At 59.4% G+C, this 14,765-nt stretch carries 16 protein-coding genes; 6 read left to right on the top strand and 10 right to left on the bottom strand.

Translation table 11 applies throughout. The features are described from left to right. Positions 1-192 precede the first annotated feature (192 nt). The 3 genes from U8U01_RS01900 to spoIIP form a co-directional block, all read right to left on the bottom strand. Positions 193-513: a hypothetical protein gene (locus tag U8U01_RS01900; protein WP_322169521.1), complete on the bottom strand. Its 321-nt coding sequence runs from the start codon at positions 511-513 to the stop codon at positions 193-195. A gap of 49 nt (positions 514-562) precedes the next feature. Further along, on the bottom strand, positions 563-850 hold the full coding sequence (locus U8U01_RS01895; protein WP_322169517.1) for a hypothetical protein: 288 nt from the start codon (positions 848-850) through the stop codon (positions 563-565). Between the two features lie 89 nt (positions 851-939). Next, complete coding sequence (spoIIP, locus tag U8U01_RS01890) at positions 940-2,052, bottom strand: stage II sporulation protein P (RefSeq protein WP_322169514.1); 1,113 nt, start codon at positions 2,050-2,052, stop codon at positions 940-942. Positions 2,053-2,218: 166 nt separating this feature from the next. Here spoIIP and U8U01_RS01885 point away from each other — a divergent pair, with 166 nt between their 5' ends. Then, positions 2,219-3,562 carry a citrate/2-methylcitrate synthase gene (locus tag U8U01_RS01885; protein WP_322169510.1) on the top strand — a complete coding sequence of 448 codons (1,344 nt, stop codon included), beginning with the start codon at positions 2,219-2,221 and terminating at the stop codon, positions 3,560-3,562. Between the two features lie 163 nt (positions 3,563-3,725). Here U8U01_RS01885 and U8U01_RS01880 read toward each other — a convergent pair whose 3' ends face one another. Next, complete coding sequence (locus U8U01_RS01880; protein WP_322169508.1) at positions 3,726-3,896, bottom strand: hypothetical protein; 171 nt, start codon at positions 3,894-3,896, stop codon at positions 3,726-3,728. A 147-nt stretch (positions 3,897-4,043) separates the two neighbouring features. On the opposite strand from U8U01_RS01880, the gene U8U01_RS01875 reads away from it, so the two are divergent. Further along, entirely contained in the window at positions 4,044-4,358 is a 315-nt protein-coding gene (locus U8U01_RS01875; protein WP_322169504.1) for a helix-turn-helix domain-containing protein, read from the top strand. Positions 4,359-4,719: 361 nt separating this feature from the next. On the opposite strand, the gene U8U01_RS01870 is transcribed toward U8U01_RS01875, so the two are convergent. The 3 genes from U8U01_RS01870 to U8U01_RS01860 are packed head-to-tail and all read right to left on the bottom strand — an operon-like array spanning position 4,720 to position 6,808. Further along, entirely contained in the window at positions 4,720-5,559 is an 840-nt protein-coding gene (locus U8U01_RS01870; protein WP_322169502.1) for an HAD-IIB family hydrolase, read from the bottom strand. Beyond that, positions 5,534-5,872: a nucleoside triphosphate pyrophosphohydrolase family protein gene (locus U8U01_RS01865; protein WP_322169499.1), complete on the bottom strand. Its 339-nt coding sequence runs from the start codon at positions 5,870-5,872 to the stop codon at positions 5,534-5,536. Before U8U01_RS01865 ends, U8U01_RS01870 begins: the two co-directional genes overlap by 26 nt. Positions 5,873-5,932: 60 nt before the next feature. Next, entirely contained in the window at positions 5,933-6,808 is an 876-nt protein-coding gene (locus U8U01_RS01860; RefSeq protein ID WP_322169496.1) for an aldose 1-epimerase family protein, read from the bottom strand. 214 nt (positions 6,809-7,022) lie between these two features. Here U8U01_RS01860 and dtd point away from each other — a divergent pair, with 214 nt between their 5' ends. Beyond that, positions 7,023-7,475 (top strand): D-aminoacyl-tRNA deacylase, encoded by a 453-nt coding sequence (dtd, locus tag U8U01_RS01855; protein ID WP_322169859.1) that lies wholly within the window; start codon positions 7,023-7,025, stop codon positions 7,473-7,475. A gap of 996 nt (positions 7,476-8,471) precedes the next feature. On the opposite strand, the gene U8U01_RS01850 is transcribed toward dtd, so the two are convergent. Beyond that, entirely contained in the window at positions 8,472-8,627 is a 156-nt protein-coding gene (locus U8U01_RS01850; protein ID WP_322169493.1) for a hypothetical protein, read from the bottom strand. 114 nt (positions 8,628-8,741) lie between these two features. On the opposite strand from U8U01_RS01850, the gene U8U01_RS01845 reads away from it, so the two are divergent. After that, positions 8,742-9,632, top strand: a complete 891-nt coding sequence (locus U8U01_RS01845; protein WP_322169491.1) for an acyltransferase domain-containing protein — start codon at positions 8,742-8,744, stop codon at positions 9,630-9,632. A gap of 392 nt (positions 9,633-10,024) precedes the next feature. Here the strand turns inward: U8U01_RS01845 and U8U01_RS01840 are convergent, their stop codons facing one another. After that, positions 10,025-11,818, bottom strand: coding sequence for a flavin reductase (locus tag U8U01_RS01840; protein ID WP_322169488.1), 1,794 nt, complete (start codon positions 11,816-11,818; stop codon positions 10,025-10,027). Between the two features lie 131 nt (positions 11,819-11,949). Next, positions 11,950-13,314 carry an MATE family efflux transporter gene (locus U8U01_RS01835; protein WP_322169485.1) on the bottom strand — a complete coding sequence of 455 codons (1,365 nt, stop codon included), beginning with the start codon at positions 13,312-13,314 and terminating at the stop codon, positions 11,950-11,952. 286 nt (positions 13,315-13,600) lie between these two features. On the opposite strand from U8U01_RS01835, the gene U8U01_RS01830 reads away from it, so the two are divergent. Together U8U01_RS01830 and U8U01_RS01825 are read left to right on the top strand one after the other, a co-directional pair. Next, on the top strand, positions 13,601-14,197 hold the full coding sequence (locus U8U01_RS01830) for a recombinase family protein (protein WP_322169482.1): 597 nt from the start codon (positions 13,601-13,603) through the stop codon (positions 14,195-14,197). A 159-nt stretch (positions 14,198-14,356) separates the two neighbouring features. Further along, positions 14,357-14,572, top strand: coding sequence for a helix-turn-helix domain-containing protein (locus tag U8U01_RS01825; RefSeq protein WP_322169479.1), 216 nt, complete (start codon positions 14,357-14,359; stop codon positions 14,570-14,572). Positions 14,573-14,765: the final 193 nt, after the last annotated feature.

Here is a 14,765-nt window from a genome sequence, read left to right as displayed (position 1 = left end):
AAATTCAGCCTTGCCGGCCTGCGGCCTTAAAAAACCGCAGATCTTTTTAGACCATTATAGCCCAAAACCGTCTCATCTATTTTCCAAAAAGGAATTATTATTGTAAACATACTATGAACCGCAAAGTCTTGTAGCCATCAAACACGCCCGCCTAATGGCTGGGGTATGGGGAAGATACCTCCCCCCCTACACCTACACCCGCCGCCGGTTGCTGCGGTAGCCCCTGCGGTGGGGCGGCGGCACATATACCGGCGAGTGCACCATTTTGGCAGGCTGCTGGCCCTGCACCGCTGCGCGCACCAGCAGGCGCTTGCGCCGGGGGCGTTGCTTTGCCAGGGCGGCAGCAGCCACCACCGTAAACCCTGCCCCCACAATGCTCCAGCCTGCCAGCCCTACCGCCTGCTGCCGGTAGGGCTCTGCGGCAGCCCGCCGGGCCGCCGGTTCCTCCTCCCCACAGCCCAGCAGGGCCCATATGGCCAGCGCCGCTAGCCCCCCTGCGATCAACCGTTTCACGCTGCCTCCCCCTTTTCCAGGCAGGCGGCCCTAAAGCGCCCTGTGCCCCTTATGGCCAATCCTTCTGGTCCTCCCTTTCCTCCGGCAGGCACAAAAATGCCCGCACAGTTTTCCACATCTCCCCGGCCCCTGTTACGTCCCAGCTTCGCTCCCCGCCAAATGCCTTGACCGTCAGCGTGGTTCTTGTGCCGCCCCGGTCTAACCGGGCCACCGGGGTGCTGTCCCCAAAACTGAGTTTCCGCCCCTGGTAGTCCACCATCAATACCCCGGCCCCTGTCAAAAACACAAACAGCCCCAGGCCCAGCCCAAACCAGAACGCCCGCCTGTCCCTTTTCACGTCCCATGCCCCTTTCTACACCTGCATATGCAAAATCCACTGGCTGGAACCAGCCTTTCTACACTTCATTTTCCCCCTCGAACCCGGTATTATGCGCATTTTTTCAAAGTTTCGGCCAATATTTCCCCCACCAGCCGGCCGGTATACCGGGCCTCAGGCACCGTATTCACCTCCGTGCCAATTTCAATCAGCATAGAGCCGTGGGTAGCATTCATGTTATACTTGCTGTTGGAAAAATTCAGCGGCCGCATCAGGCCCGGATACATGGCTTGGGCAGTTTCCTGCACCCTGAGCATCCACCGCAGGTTCTGCCGCCAGTCCGGGAAATCCCCCCAACTGCCGTCCGCGTCGCACCCGGCGATCATCATAGCCTGGGCCGCTTTCCGCCCGCCGATCTCGGCTGTAGGCTTATACTTCACCCCCGCATCGGTGGTCATGGAGTCCCGGTGCAGGTCGATGGTCACCTGTATGCCCGGATACTTGGCCAGGTTGTTCTGGATCACTTCCCAGGAGCGGTCGTAAGAGCCGTTGTACACACCGTCATTCACGGTCTTGTCATGCACCACGCCGATGCCCCTGGCCTCCAGGGCCTTTGCCAGCTCTTCCCCTGCCGCCACCACGCTCCTGTCCTGGTTTTGGGTACGGGTTTCCATATCGGTATAGTAAAAGCCCGGCGCGCTGAGGGCATAGGCCTCTGAGGTATGGGTATGGTAGATCAGCACCTCCACGCTGCCGTCACTCTTGATATGTACATCCGGCTCCTCCAGCAGTTCCGCCGCCAGGTCAGTGCCGGAGCCTGTGGAATCCCGCACAAAAAAGCTGCCCACCTGCGCGCCCCCTTCCAGGGCGATTTCCTCTACCGGGCCGTTGGCACGTCCGGGTTCGGGGGTAATAGCCGCGCCCGGTAGCAGGTCGCTGTGAAAGGGCACAATGCCGTCGTCCGGGATCCCGCCCTCCCCGCCGCTTTCCGCCAAAAGGCCATCCCTTGTCCACACCGGCGCAGCCGGGGGCGCACTGGGGGCCGGGGTATCCCCCGGCTGGGCCTCCTCTGCCGGGGAAACGCGCATCCCCGCCGCAAACAGCAGCGCGTCGCCCCCCTGCTGGCTTGCCCAGCGCTGAAAGCTATCCGCCGCGCACCAGATGCAGATGCCCGCGCAGGCCAGCGTTACAAGGTTTTTGAAGAAACGGGAGAGCTTTTGCATAGGGAAGGATCACTCGCTTTCTTATAGGTTTGGCAGGCCCAGGGCCCCGGCGCTGCCCTGCCTCCACAATTTGTTCACAATTTTCCTCTTGCGTTTAAGGCGAATCTTTAGTATAATAAAATCTAAATAACTTTATTCATTTAAAATTAGAAAGGAGACCGCCGCCATGTCCATTTATTCCGATATCCGGCCCGAAGTGCAGGCCCTGGCCCAGCGCTGTGTAGATAACAGCCGGATAGACCCCGAACTGTACACCAAATTCGACGTAAAGCGCGGACTGCGCGATTTGAACGGCAAGGGCGTGCTCACCGGCCTCACCAACATCTCTGAGATCGTTTCCTCCAAAACCGTAGACGGCAAAAGCGTGCCCTGCGAGGGCAAACTCTACTTTCGCGGCTACGATGTGGAGGAGCTTATCCGCCGCCAGCCCCCTACGGACAGCTTTGGCTATGAACGCACCGCCTACCTGCTGCTGTTCGGCCAACTGCCGGAGGAGGCCCAGCTAAAGGAATTCTGTGGCTTGCTGTCCTTCTACCGTACGCTGCCCACCAGTTTTGTGCGGGACATTATTATGAAGGCCCCCAGCAGCGACATGATGAACACCCTGGCCCGCAGTGTCCTTACCCTCTATTCATATGACGAAGCCGCCGAAGATATTTCCATCCCCAATGTATTGCGGCAATGTATACAACTGATCGCCCTGTTCCCCCTGCTGTCCGTGTACGGCTACCAGGCCTACCGCCATTACCATGACGGTCAAAGCCTGTTTATCCACCAGCCGGACCCGGCCCTTTCCACGGCGGAGAACATACTGCGCATTTTGCGCCCCGACTGCCAGTATACCGCCCTGGAGGCCAAAGTGCTGGACATCGCCCTGATTTTGCACGCGGACCACGGCGGCGGCAATAACTCCACTTTTACCACCCATGTTGTCACCTCCTCCGGTACCGACACCTACTCTGCCATTGCCGCGGCCCTTGGGTCGTTGAAGGGGCCCAAACACGGCGGGGCAAACATCAAGGTGGTGCAGATGTTCGAGGACATCAAACAGAATGTAAAGGATTGGGACGACGAGGAGGAGATCAGCGCTTTCCTGTACAAACTGCTGCACAAGGAGGCCTTCGACCGCTCCGGCTTGATTTACGGCATGGGCCACGCGGTGTACTCTATCTCTGACCCCCGCGCCAAGACCATGGCAAGCTTTGTGGAGGGCCTCTCTAAAGAGAAAGGCCGTACCGCCGAGTACCGGCTATACCAGAACGTAGAGCGCCTGGCTGTAGAGGCCATCACCCGCGACCGCAAGATCTACAAAGGGGTTTCCGCCAATGTAGACTTCTATAGTGGTTTCATCTACAGTATGCTGGATCTGCCCATGGAGCTGTACACCCCCATCTTCGCCATCTCCCGCATCGCCGGGTGGAGCGCCCACCGCATTGAAGAACTGGTGGGCAACGGCAAGATCATCCGCCCCTCTTACAAGGCCGTGCAGGAGCACCGGGCATTCCTGTAACAGGCCGGATAACAGGCCGGACTGCCACATTTGTAAAGGGGCTGCCTGAAAAACGGCGCTTTCCTGCGGCCTTAGGCACGCCCAACCGGCCGGGACAATACCAAAAAGGCCAGGCACAACCACTGTGCCTGGCCTTTTCTTTTTGCCTGATTGCCACGCCTGCTTAATCCGGGAGGAGCCCCAGTGCCTCCCCCGCTGCAAAGGCCAGCAATAAAAACCCTATCCAAAGCGCCAAAAACCGCCAGGCCCGCCCCCCTTCCCCGGACGGGCGGGCTTTTTCCGCCAGCCTGTAGGCCCCTGCGGCTATGGCCGTAGCCAAAATCAGTAAGATCACCCCATAGCCGCACCACTCCTTCCGGCCCGCCTTGCAGCCGCGTTTTCTCCCATTATAATCTATATAAAGATAAAAGTCAACGTTATATATGTAAATATCCCGGCTTTTCTTTGCTATCCTATCTTTATACCGAAAAGGAGTGCTTTTATGAAGATAGGAGAACGGATCCGTTACTTCCGGACCGGCAAAGGCTACAGCACCAACAAGCTGGCTAACCTGGCAGGGGTTTCCCAAAGCTACCTGCGCGACATTGAACTGGGGCACAGGAACCCCACCATCGAGTTCCTCTCCCTGCTGTGCGATACCCTGGGCATCACCCTACGGGAGTTTTTTGACGACCAGCCCGCCGACCCGCTGCTGGCGAAAATCTACCGCCTTACCCCTGCCCAGCGCAAGGCCCTGGGGGATTTTCTGGACGCCCTGGCCCAACAGGAAGGCCCCGGCGGCTTTCCTCCCTGCTAGAGTCTGTTTTAAAACCGAAGGAATGTCGAATTTTTGTCCAAAAACGGGGGCTTTCAAGGAAAAACCGCAAGAAAGGCTTGCCGCCTTTCGAGGATTTTTGACGCAGAAAGCACCGTTTTAGGGCAAAATAGACGGCGTTTCGGAGTTTTAAAACAGACTCTAGGGCCCGTTTCGGGAACAAAAAACCTCGCCAAACAAGGTGCTTGACGAGGTCCTTTTCCTTGAAATCGGCCTAAAACGGGATAAAAGGCGGCGTTCCTCTGGTTGATGGGGAATCGCGGGGGATCTCCCCCTCCCTTAGGCCGGGCGGCCCTTGGGGTAAACACCGGCCGGCTGGTACGGGGGAACGGGCGTGGGTTGGCTATATATCTGCCGTGCCCAGCACAAAGCGCTCTATCGCCAACGCCAAGCCATCCTGGTCGTGGGGGGCAGTGACATACCGGGCCGCGGCCAGGGCTTCCGGGGCGGCATCGCCCACCGCCACCGAGCAGCCGGCGGTTTCCAGCATGGTCACATCATTTCCGTTGTCGCCCAGAGCCATCAGTTCCTCCTGCCGGAGGCCCAGCTTTTGGGCCAGCCCCAGCAAAGCCCCGCCCTTGTGGCCCTCCATACTGTTGATCTCTATGTTATCCGGTATGGAGGACGTTAACCGCAGGCCCCCTAGGGCCTCGATCCGGGCCCATATTTCCAGCCGCTGTTCCGGCTGCATAAAGGGCAGGTTGATCTTCTCTGGGCACAGCCCCGTTTCCCGCAGCATGGCGGGCAGGCTGTCCGTAAGGGTGTAGGTCTTGCCCTCAATAAAGCCCCACTTGCTCTCCGGCAGGCCGTAATGGGTGCTGGCCAGTTCCGGCATCCCACGGCGGGTAATGGCGCCCCCATGGGCATAGTACTCAATGTATATATCGTATTCGTCCAAAATTGCCTGCACCGCCTGGGCCTTCTCGTTGGAGATCAGGTTTTCTACCACCGCCTGGCCCGTGGAAAGGTCATACACCCCGCCGCCGTTTGAGGTAATGGCATACCGCACCGGCAGTGCCCTGACCTCTTCCGGCAAAAACCCCAGCATACGTCCTGTGGCAGGTACCAGGGCTACGCCCCGGGCCGCCGCAGCCAGCAGGGCCTTCCGGTTGGCCGCGGGCAGGCGGCTGTGCTGCACAAGCGTGGTCCCGTCCAGGTCAAAGGCCAGCAGTTTTATGGCCATTTTCTTCCTCCTCCACCATATACTTCCGCCAACCGCCCTCTACCTTTTCGTAGCGCCGCCGGCGGTTAATGTCCATTTTCCGCACCACCTCGTCCTCCAGGTCAAGGCCCAGTATCTCTGCCAGCCCCAGCAAGTAGATGGCAATATCCGCCAGTTCCTCACCCAAATCGGGTTTCCCGTCCCGCCAGGCGGCGTGGGCCTCGGCCATTTCGCCGTACAGGTAGCAGAACTCCAAATTCACGTCTGTCACATTGAAGTGGTGATCCAGCTTATTCTGATAAACCTGCTTTTGCAGCTTTTTCCAGTCCTCCATATGGCCCCTCCTTTCAGGGTATTTCCCCGGCTTGCCACCGCCGGGCGGGCACAAAGCCCCTTAGAGCAGGGCCACCCGGAAACTGTGCTCCTCCTGCCCGCCGGGCGCAAGCAGGGTCATACCCTTTTTCTCTGTGAATTCGTCCCCCTCCCCTACTAAGGTAGCACAGCCTGTCCAGGGTTCCAGGCAGATGTAGGGGCCGTCGTTCACCGCCGACCAGATACCCAGCATGGGGAACCCGGCAAAGCCCATCTCGATCCCCCGGCCGGTGGACTTGTTGACCACCCGCACCGCCTGGGAACGCAGGCCCTCAAACACCAGGGCGTCCTGGTAAAACAGGTCGTGCCGCAAGGGAATCTCCCGGCCCTCCAGCCGGAAACCGGGCTTGTCCCAGTCGATCAGCCCGGCTTGCAGGTCAATGACCGGGCAAACCTGGCTCTCCGCCTGGTCAAACTGGATGGTGTAGTCCTCGAAAGCCGCGGCCTCCCCCACCGGCACAAGAAAGCCGGGGTGGCCCCCTATCGCGTAGGGCAGCGCCTGGCTGCCGGGGTTTTCTACGGTAAACCGGGTGGTGATGCTTTTGCCTTGCAGTGTATAGGCCACCGTCAGCTTGAAATCAAAGGGATAGACGGCTTTTGTTTCCTCGGTGGCGGTAAGCACCAGGGAAATGCTGTCCTCCGCCTGCGCCGCTAGGGTGAACTGGCTGTGTTTGGCAAAGCCGTGGCGGCCCATCTCATACCACTGGCCGTCGATGCGGGTTTTCCCCTCCCGCAGGGCGCCTACAATGGGGAACAGCACTGGGGCGTGCTCCTTCCAGTAGCGGGGGTCGCCTGTCCACAGGTATTCCGCGCCGTCCGGGCCTTTCAGGGAAACCAACTGGGCCCCCAGGGTGTCTATCTGGGCGGTCAACTGGCTGTTTTTTATCTGGTAAATCATCCTCAAATTTCTCTCCTTCCAGTGCTTTTTCCCCATTATAGCAAACGGGGCGGCGGGTTGCAAGGAGAATTTGGCAAAGGCCTTTACCTTTGGGCGGGTTTGTGGTAAGATAGGGGCAGAACCGCCCCCCGGAAGGCCCCATGCCGACGGAGGGGGTGGCGATTACACCGGCAAGCAAAACACATACATGAGCTATACAGAAGGGGGTGTTCCTTTGCGGGCTGTTATACAGCGTGTGCTCTCTGCCCAGGTGACAGTTAACGGGGATGTTTCCCGCTCTATCGGCCAGGGGCTGCTGGTATTTTTGGGCGTTTTGAAGGGCGATACCGCCGCGCAGGTGGACATTTTGGCTGAAAAAACCGCCAATTTACGGGTATTTTCGGACAAGGCGGGCAAACTCAACCTGGCTTTGGGGGATATGGGGGGCGAGGTGATGGTTATTTCGAACTTTACGCTGGGGAGCGACTGCCGGAAGGGGCGCAGGCCCTCGTTTGACCTGGCGGCGGCGCCGGGGGAGGCGGAGGCGCTTTACCGGCGGTTTACGGAGCGGCTGCGCGCCCTGGGCCTGCCGGTTACTACCGGGGAATTTGGGGCGGATATGCGCATATTGGCCGAAAACGACGGCCCTGTTACCCTGATTTTGGACACGGACAAGTGGCACGTGTAGCCCCACGCAGGAGGTTTTATACCCTTTCCTGTAGGCGGGAGAGGGCGTTTTCGCGGTTGTCATCTGGCCCGAAGGGGGGTGGGATGAGAGCAAGTTTGCGATTAAGGTGAAAGAAATTGACCTATTTATAGGGCTGCGGCAGGGGATTTTGCCGGGTTTGCGTGAAGGAAATTGACCGGTTTTTTGCGGATTGGCAAGAAATTTTCGCTGGTTAAGGTGAACTATATCGACCGGTTTTCCTGTGCCGGGAGGGGGTTAGGGTGAAGAAAACTGACTCTTTTTGGGGGGAACGGAACCGGGTTAGGGTGAAGAAACTTGACAAAACGGGCGGTTTGTGGGCAGATAACAGGCCGGTTATGGACAGTTCTTCCAGGGTTCTTCGGGGGATATTGGGGGGATAAGCGGGCGGTCTTAGCCGGTTTATTTGATTATAATCGTACCATTTTACATATTATTCTATATCGTTCACTATAGCCGTTCGTGGTCGCGGGGCAGGCGGCGTTTTTGGTGACGGCATTTTGCCTGCCGGGGGTCGAGGCGGTGTGCCGAAGGGGGGCATCGCGGGTCGAAGGGCCGGGCGGCGAACCCTTGCGGCTGGGCTTTTGCCTTTGGGGACGGGAGCCGGACTTTGCGGGGGCGCTTTGGGCGTTGGCTCATCAGCCGCAAGCTTGGAAAAGGGCGGCTGGGCCGGGCGGCGAACCCTTGCGGCTGAGCTTTTGCCTTTGGGGGCGGGAGCCGGACTTTGCGGGGCGCTTTGGGCGTTGGCTCATCGGCCAGAGCCCTTAAGCCGCAAGCTTGGAAAAGGGCGGCTGGGCCGGGCGGCGAAACCTTGCGGCTGGGCTTTTGCCTTTGGGAACGGGAGCCGGACTTTGCGGGGGCGCTTTGGGCGTTGGCTCATCGGCCAGAGCCCTTAAGCCGCAAGCTTGGAAAAGGGCGGCTGGGCCGGGCGGCGCAGTTTAGATTATACCCGATATAAATCGCCGAATAAAAATATTGCTAGACGATACGGGAGAGGGCGGCTCCTGCGAGGGGGCTTGGTGTGGGGCCCGGATCGGCAAAAAGGGAAAAGCTGCCATGGCCCTGGCGGGCGGCCTTTTGGGGGGCGGGCACAGAAGTTTCGTCCACCTTTTTAAAGGTGGTAGGGATTCCCAAGGGACAACGTCCCTTGGGCCGCCGGAGGCACACCAGGGGCACACCAGGACACGCCAGGGATGGGCTTTGGATGTTATACATTACCAATTATTATACTTTAAGGAGAAAAATGATATGAACAAGGATTTTTTGCAGGTACTGATGGATCGGACGGGGTTTCCGGCGGAGGCGCAGGAGGCCTACCGGGAGGCGGCGGGCCGGTTGGACCCGGCGCAGATGGACGGGGCTATCGCCTACTACTATGAGAACGACTTCGACACCCAACTGGTGGCCCCACTGGTGGAAAAGATGGCCGAGGACAGCGGGGTGCCGGTGTTTACGGTGTGGGGGCTGTTTTTGGCCTTTGCCGCCGAGCGCGCCCACGGGGACTATTTGCAGAACGGCATCAGCGAAGAGGTGTTTTTTGACACCTTCTGCGATTTGCGCTACAAGGTTTTGGAGTGCCGGCATAATAAGGGCGTGTGGGGGAATTTTGTGGCCTTTTGGTACCCGATTTTCTACCGCTGCGACATTGTAAAACTGGGGCGGCTGGAGTACGAGTGCATTGCCTATAACGGCCCCGCCTGCACGGTGGCCGGACAGCAGCTACAGCCCGGCGACCAGGTGCTGAGCATCCACATCCCCTCCAGCGGCGAGCCCTTTGACCAGGCCGCCCGGCTGGCCTCTTACCGGCTGGCCTATGACTTCTTTAAGGAGCGCCGGGGGGAGCGGCCGTTGATTTGCGTGTGCCACTCTTGGCTGCTGTACCCGGAATACCGGAAGGTGCTGCCGGGGACCTCTAACATTGTGGGCTTTATGGACGATTTTACCATTTTGCGGGTGGACGACGGCGGCTTTGACGATAACTGGCGGGTCTTTGGCCCGGACGCCGGTTTGCCTGCCGCTGAGCTGCCCGAAAAGACCTCTATGCAGCGGGCCTTTAAGGCCCATTTGTTGGCGGGCGGCAAAACCGGCTCCGCTTTGGGCGTGCTGGTCTTTGACGGGGAGAAACTGCTGAAGGACTGACGGGCCGCCCTGCCCGGCGGGGCGCATAAAAGTCTTTGAAGGGTGTTGGGGAACTTTCTTCAGAAAGTTCCCCAACCCGCCGGAGGCAAAAAAGGGAGGCGCTCCGGGGGAAAGTAGGCAAAGAAGAGAAGAAAAGAAAAGAAAAAGAAGAAAACCCACCCTGGGTATAGGGTGGGTTTTCTTTGCGGGTATGGTGCCGGGATTATAGTTAACACAGTTCAAAAGAGGTAGTCCGCCTCTTTTGAACCAGGCGGCAATGCAGCCTAGCTTGAAAATCGGGCGATACCGATTTTCAAGTATGTTTACTATAGCAGAAACGGCGGGGCGCATAAAAGTCTTTGAGGGGTGTCAACCCGCCGGAGGCAAAAAGGGAAACGCTCAGGGGGAAACGGTTACTCGCCGATGGGTTCGAAGTCGGCGGGGCCGTGTTTGCACAGGGGGCAGACAAAGTCGTCGGGGAGCTCGCCGCCCTCATAGACATAGCCGCAGACCTTGCAGACAAAGCCCTTTTTGCCCTCGGTTTGGGGCTTGGGCTTGACGTTATTCTGGTAGTAGGTATAGGTCATGGTTTCCACATGGGACATAACCCGCGACTCGGTGACGGTGCAGATGAACATACCGTGGGTGTCCAGGTCCATGTACTGCTCTACCTTAAGGGAGAGGAAGGAGTTGATATACCGGGGCAGGAAGGCCACGCCGTTATCGGCCCGGAGGATCTCCTGGCCGGCGAACTTATCCGCCGTGCGGCCGCTTTGGAACCCGAAATTCTGGAACAGGGAGAAGGGGGCGTCTTGGGAGAGGCAGTTGATGTTCATGACGCCGGTCTGCTTGATGACGTGGTGGGAGTAGTTCTCCTTATTGATGCACACGGCGATGCGGTTGGGGGTGTTGGTCACCTGGGTGACGGTGTTGACGATGAGGCCGTTGTCCTTTTTGCCGTCGTTGCTGGTGACTACGTACAGGCCGTAGCCGATGTTGAACAGGGCCGTCAGGTCGTGCTTATCGGCGGTATCGTCCTGGCGGGCCAGGTAGTCCTGGCAGAGGTTGTTGGCAAGGGCCTCCAGCTTTTCGGCGCTTTCGGCGTTTAGGGCGGACTTGATGGTGACGGTGGGCTCGGCCAGGGTGAGCTTTTTGGAATTGGCCAGCATCCCCTTCATCACCCGGACGGCCATGGGCGCCCAGCTTCCGTTCTCGATCATGGCTACGGTGCGGTTTTGGAAGTTGCGCTCGGTCAGGTGGTTGATAAACTCCCGCATAAAGGGGAAGATCTCGGCATTATAGGTGGTGGTGGCCAGCACCAGCTTGTTGTAGCGGAAGGCGTCCTCTACGGCCTCGGCCATGTCGGTACGGGCCAGGTCATGGATGACCACCTTGGGGCAGCCCTTTTGGCGGAGCTTTTCGGCGAACTGCTCCACGGCCTTGCGGGTGTTGCCGTACACGGAGGTGTAGGCGATGACGATACCCTCGCTCTCCGGGGTGTAGGAGGACCACAGATCGTACAGCTTGAGGTAGTGGCCCAGGTTTTCTTTGAGCACCGGGCCGTGGGTGGGGCAGATCACCTGGATGTCCAGGCCGGCGGCCTTTTTCAGCAGGGCCTGGACCTGGGCGCCGTACTTGCCCACAATGCCGATGTAGTACCGGCGGGCCTCGCAGTCCCATTCCTCCTCCACGTCCAGGGCGCCGAACTTGCCGAAACCGTCGGCGGAGAAGAGCACTTTGTCGGTGCTGTCATAGGTGACGATAACCTCCGGCCAGTGGACCATGGGGGCGGCCACAAAGGCAAAATTGTGCCGGCCGGTGGACAGGGTGTCCCCTTCGGCGACCACCACCTGGCGGTCCTCGAAAGCCTCGCCGAAGAACTGTTGGATCATGGCAAAGGCCTTGCTGCTGGAAACGATTTTGGCCTCTTGATACAGGTGCATAAAATGGGCGATGTTGGCGGAGTGGTCCGGCTCCATGTGCTGGATGATCAGGTAATCCGGCTTGCGGCCGCCCAGCACGGCTTCGATATTGTCCAGCCACTCGTGGGTAAAGCGGGCGTCTACGGTGTCGAACACGGCGACTTTCTCATCCAGCACCACATAGGAGTTGTAGGCCATGCCGTTGGGCACCACGTACTGCCCTTCGAACAGGTCTACCTGGTGGTCATTGACGCCGACGTACTTGATATCCTGGGTGATTTCCATAGCAATGCTCCTTTTTATAAGGGGTATGATTGTAGGGGTTGTCCGGCGCAGCGCCGGGCGGTGGTTCTGTGGTTATAGTATACCACAGAACCGGGGCGTTGAACAGCTTTTTTCGCAAATTTCGGGGGCGGTTAGGACAGGTGGTGGATCTTCAGCTTATACAGGCGCAGGAAGAACACCACGCTGGCCAGGAGGGAAACGGTTTCGGCAATGGGGAAGGCCCACCAGACCGCGTTGACCTGCCCGGTGGCCGCCGCCAGCAGCCAGGCCGCGGGCACCAGGATGACAAGCTGGCGCATAAGGGACACCACCAGGCTGTAGACCCCCTTGCCCACTGCCTGGAACAGGGTGGAGGACACGATGCCCAGGGCCGCGAAGATAAAGCAGGTGCAGATAATGCGCAGGGCGGGCACGCCAATGGCCAGGAGTTCGGGGGAGGCGTTGAAGATGCCCAGCAGGCGGTGGGGCAGCAGGAGGAACAGGAGCATACCGGCGGCCATGATGACCAGGGCGATGACGGAGCCGCTGGCCAGGGCCGAGAGCAGGCGCTTTTTGTTTTTGGCCCCGTAGTTAAAGCCCATAATGGGCAGCAGGCCCTGGGTGAGGCCAAACACCGGCATGAACACAAAGGATTGCAGCTTGAAGTACAGGCCGAACACCGTGTAGGCCGCGGTGGAGAACCCGGAGAGGATGGCGTTCATGGCCATGTTCATCACCGTGCCGATGGCCTGCATGACAATGGCCGGCAGGCCCACGGCATAGATGTTTTTGATGGTGGACCACTGGGGCCGGAACCCCTTAAAGCTGATACGGATGGCATGGGGCCGCACGGCCAGCACCACCAGGCTGAACAGCATGGAGAGGATCTGGCCGCCTACCGTGGCCACCGCCGCGCCGGTGACGCCCAGGGCCGGCAGGCCGAACCAGCCAAAGATGAACACGGGGTCCAGCAGGATGTTGACGACCGCGCCTACCAACTGGAACACCATGGGCCAGAACATATTGCCCGTGGCCTGGAGGATCTTCTCCACCATGACCACCACAAAGCTGCCAAAGGAGAAGATGCAGCAGACGGATATGTACTGGTCGCCCATGTGGACGATCTCGGGGTCGGACTCAAACATCCGGAAAAAGGGGGTGGTGAAAAAGGCCCCGTATACCGCAAAGGCCAGGGCGGTGGCCACGCCCAGCAAAATGCCGTGGGCGGCGGCGGAAACGGCCTCCTGCTGGCGGCCCTGGCCCAGCCGCCGGGAGATTAGCGAGGTGACGCCCACCGCGGTGCCCACCGCAAAGGCGATTTGCAGGTTTTGGATGGGGAAGGCCAGGGACACCGCCGCCAGGGCCTTTTCGCTGACCTGGGACACGAAGTAGCTGTCCACTATATTGTAGAGGGCCTGGACCATCATGGAAAACATGGCGGGCAGGGCCATGGACAAAATCAGCGGGAGCACTTTTGCCGTGCCCATGCGGTTGGGTTTTTCTGCGTTGGTACTCATCCTGTCACGTCCTTTTCTTTTTGGGCGGCCCGCGGGGACGCCTTCCGTTTTTTCTCGGAAAGTATATTTTAGCATAAAAACCCGAAAAAAGGAAGTACCTTGGCCGGGTTTTTTCTTTTTTGGGGGACGGGCGGGGGGGCGTCACCCGGAGGGAGCGGGCGGGGCCGCGGGGGAAAGAAAAAGCTGTCGCGATCTGCCGAAAAAAGGTAAAATAGAGGGGCACACAGCGGCACAGCCCCCAGGCCGGCCGAAACGTATCCAGTAGAAAGGGGACGAGGGAACAGGCATGAGCGTTTATGCATACCTGCGGGTATCCAGCACCGACCAGAAGGAGGACCGGCAGCTTTTGGCCCTACACGAAAAAGACGTGCCGGCGGAGAACATCTACACGGACAAGCAGTCCGGCAAGAACTTCCAGCGGCCCCAGTACCAGCGGATGGTGAAGGGCCTGCGCCCCGGCGACCTGCTGTACATTATGAGCATTGACCGGCTGGGGCGCAATTATAAGGAGATACAGCACCAGTGGCGGGTATTGACCAAGGAGAAACAGGTGGACATCTGCGTGCTGGATATGCCCCTGCTGGACACCCGCCGGGGGAAAGACCTAATGGGCGCCTTTATTGCCGACCTGGTGTTGCAGATTTTATCGTTTGTGGCGGAAAATGAGCGGGTGAACATCCACAAGCGCCAGGAGCAGGGCATTGCCGCGGCCAAGGCCAGGGGCGTGCGCTTTGGCCGCCCGCCCAGCCCCCTGCCGGACAACTACCCCAGCGCCTACCGCCGGTGGAAGGCCGGGGCGATCTCCGGCGCGGCCGCGGCCAGGGAGTGCGGGATGGCCCTTTCCACGTTCCGGTACCGGGCCAAGCGCTTTGAGGACGGCTGAGGGGCGGGATTTTATGAGGTGTACCTCCTGGATGTACGCCTCCTCTTCTGGTAAAATTAACCTGTAGCCGGGCAAGCCGGGCAGCTTACGGGGAAGGGAGGTTTTGCTAGGAGGAAACTGCGGAAACTGCTGCAATCTTACATACGGGGGGCTTTTCTGGTGGTGCGCCACCGAAAGGGGCTCACCCTGAAACAGATGGCCGCGCTGCTGGGGATTTCCTGGCGCTCTTACGCCAGTTTGGAGGGCGGGCGGTACAGGCCGTCCGCGGCCACGCTGCTGCTTTTTCTGATCCTGTGCCCTGACCGGGAGATCGTGGAAACGGTGCAGGGGTTTCAGGCCCTGGTGGCGCGGGCGGAGGAAAAGGGCGCCGCGTGAGGGGGGCCTCGCCCCTACCCCGCCTCTGGTCGGCGGGGCAAAAAAACCGCGCCCCTGGCTTAGCCAGGGGCGCGGTGTGGATGCAGCGGGGGGCTGCTGCGTTATGACCCAATCACCGATACAATTCAATTTTTCCTCCGAGACAGGGTGCAAGGGGATCCAAATTTCTTAAGGCGGGTGCAAAGGGCGAAAA

Source organism: Acutalibacter caecimuris, assembly GCF_034335085.1.
Taxonomy (GTDB): Bacteria; Bacillota; Clostridia; order Oscillospirales; family Acutalibacteraceae; genus Acutalibacter; species Acutalibacter caecimuris.
This window is presented reverse-complemented; position numbering and strand designations above follow the sequence as displayed.

Bases quoted from the DNA above. Each gene is read 5' to 3' on its own strand.
- spoIIP (WP_322169514.1), bottom strand. From the start codon at position 2,052: ATGCAAAAGCTCTCCCGTTTCTTCAAAAACCTTGTAACGCTGGCCTGC.
- U8U01_RS01885 (WP_322169510.1), top strand. From the start codon at position 2,219: ATGTCCATTTATTCCGATATCCGGCCCGAAGTGCAGGCCCTGGCCCAG.
- U8U01_RS01875 (WP_322169504.1), top strand. From the start codon at position 4,044: ATGAAGATAGGAGAACGGATCCGTTACTTCCGGACCGGCAAAGGCTAC.
- U8U01_RS01870 (WP_322169502.1), bottom strand. From the start codon at position 5,559: ATGGCCATAAAACTGCTGGCCTTTGACCTGGACGGGACCACGCTTGTG.
- U8U01_RS01865 (WP_322169499.1), bottom strand. From the start codon at position 5,872: ATGGAGGACTGGAAAAAGCTGCAAAAGCAGGTTTATCAGAATAAGCTG.
- U8U01_RS01860 (WP_322169496.1), bottom strand. From the start codon at position 6,808: ATGATTTACCAGATAAAAAACAGCCAGTTGACCGCCCAGATAGACACC.
- U8U01_RS01845 (WP_322169491.1), top strand. From the start codon at position 8,742: ATGAACAAGGATTTTTTGCAGGTACTGATGGATCGGACGGGGTTTCCG.
- U8U01_RS01840 (WP_322169488.1), bottom strand. From the start codon at position 11,818: ATGGAAATCACCCAGGATATCAAGTACGTCGGCGTCAATGACCACCAG.
- U8U01_RS01835 (WP_322169485.1), bottom strand. From the start codon at position 13,314: ATGAGTACCAACGCAGAAAAACCCAACCGCATGGGCACGGCAAAAGTG.
- U8U01_RS01830 (WP_322169482.1), top strand. From the start codon at position 13,601: ATGAGCGTTTATGCATACCTGCGGGTATCCAGCACCGACCAGAAGGAG.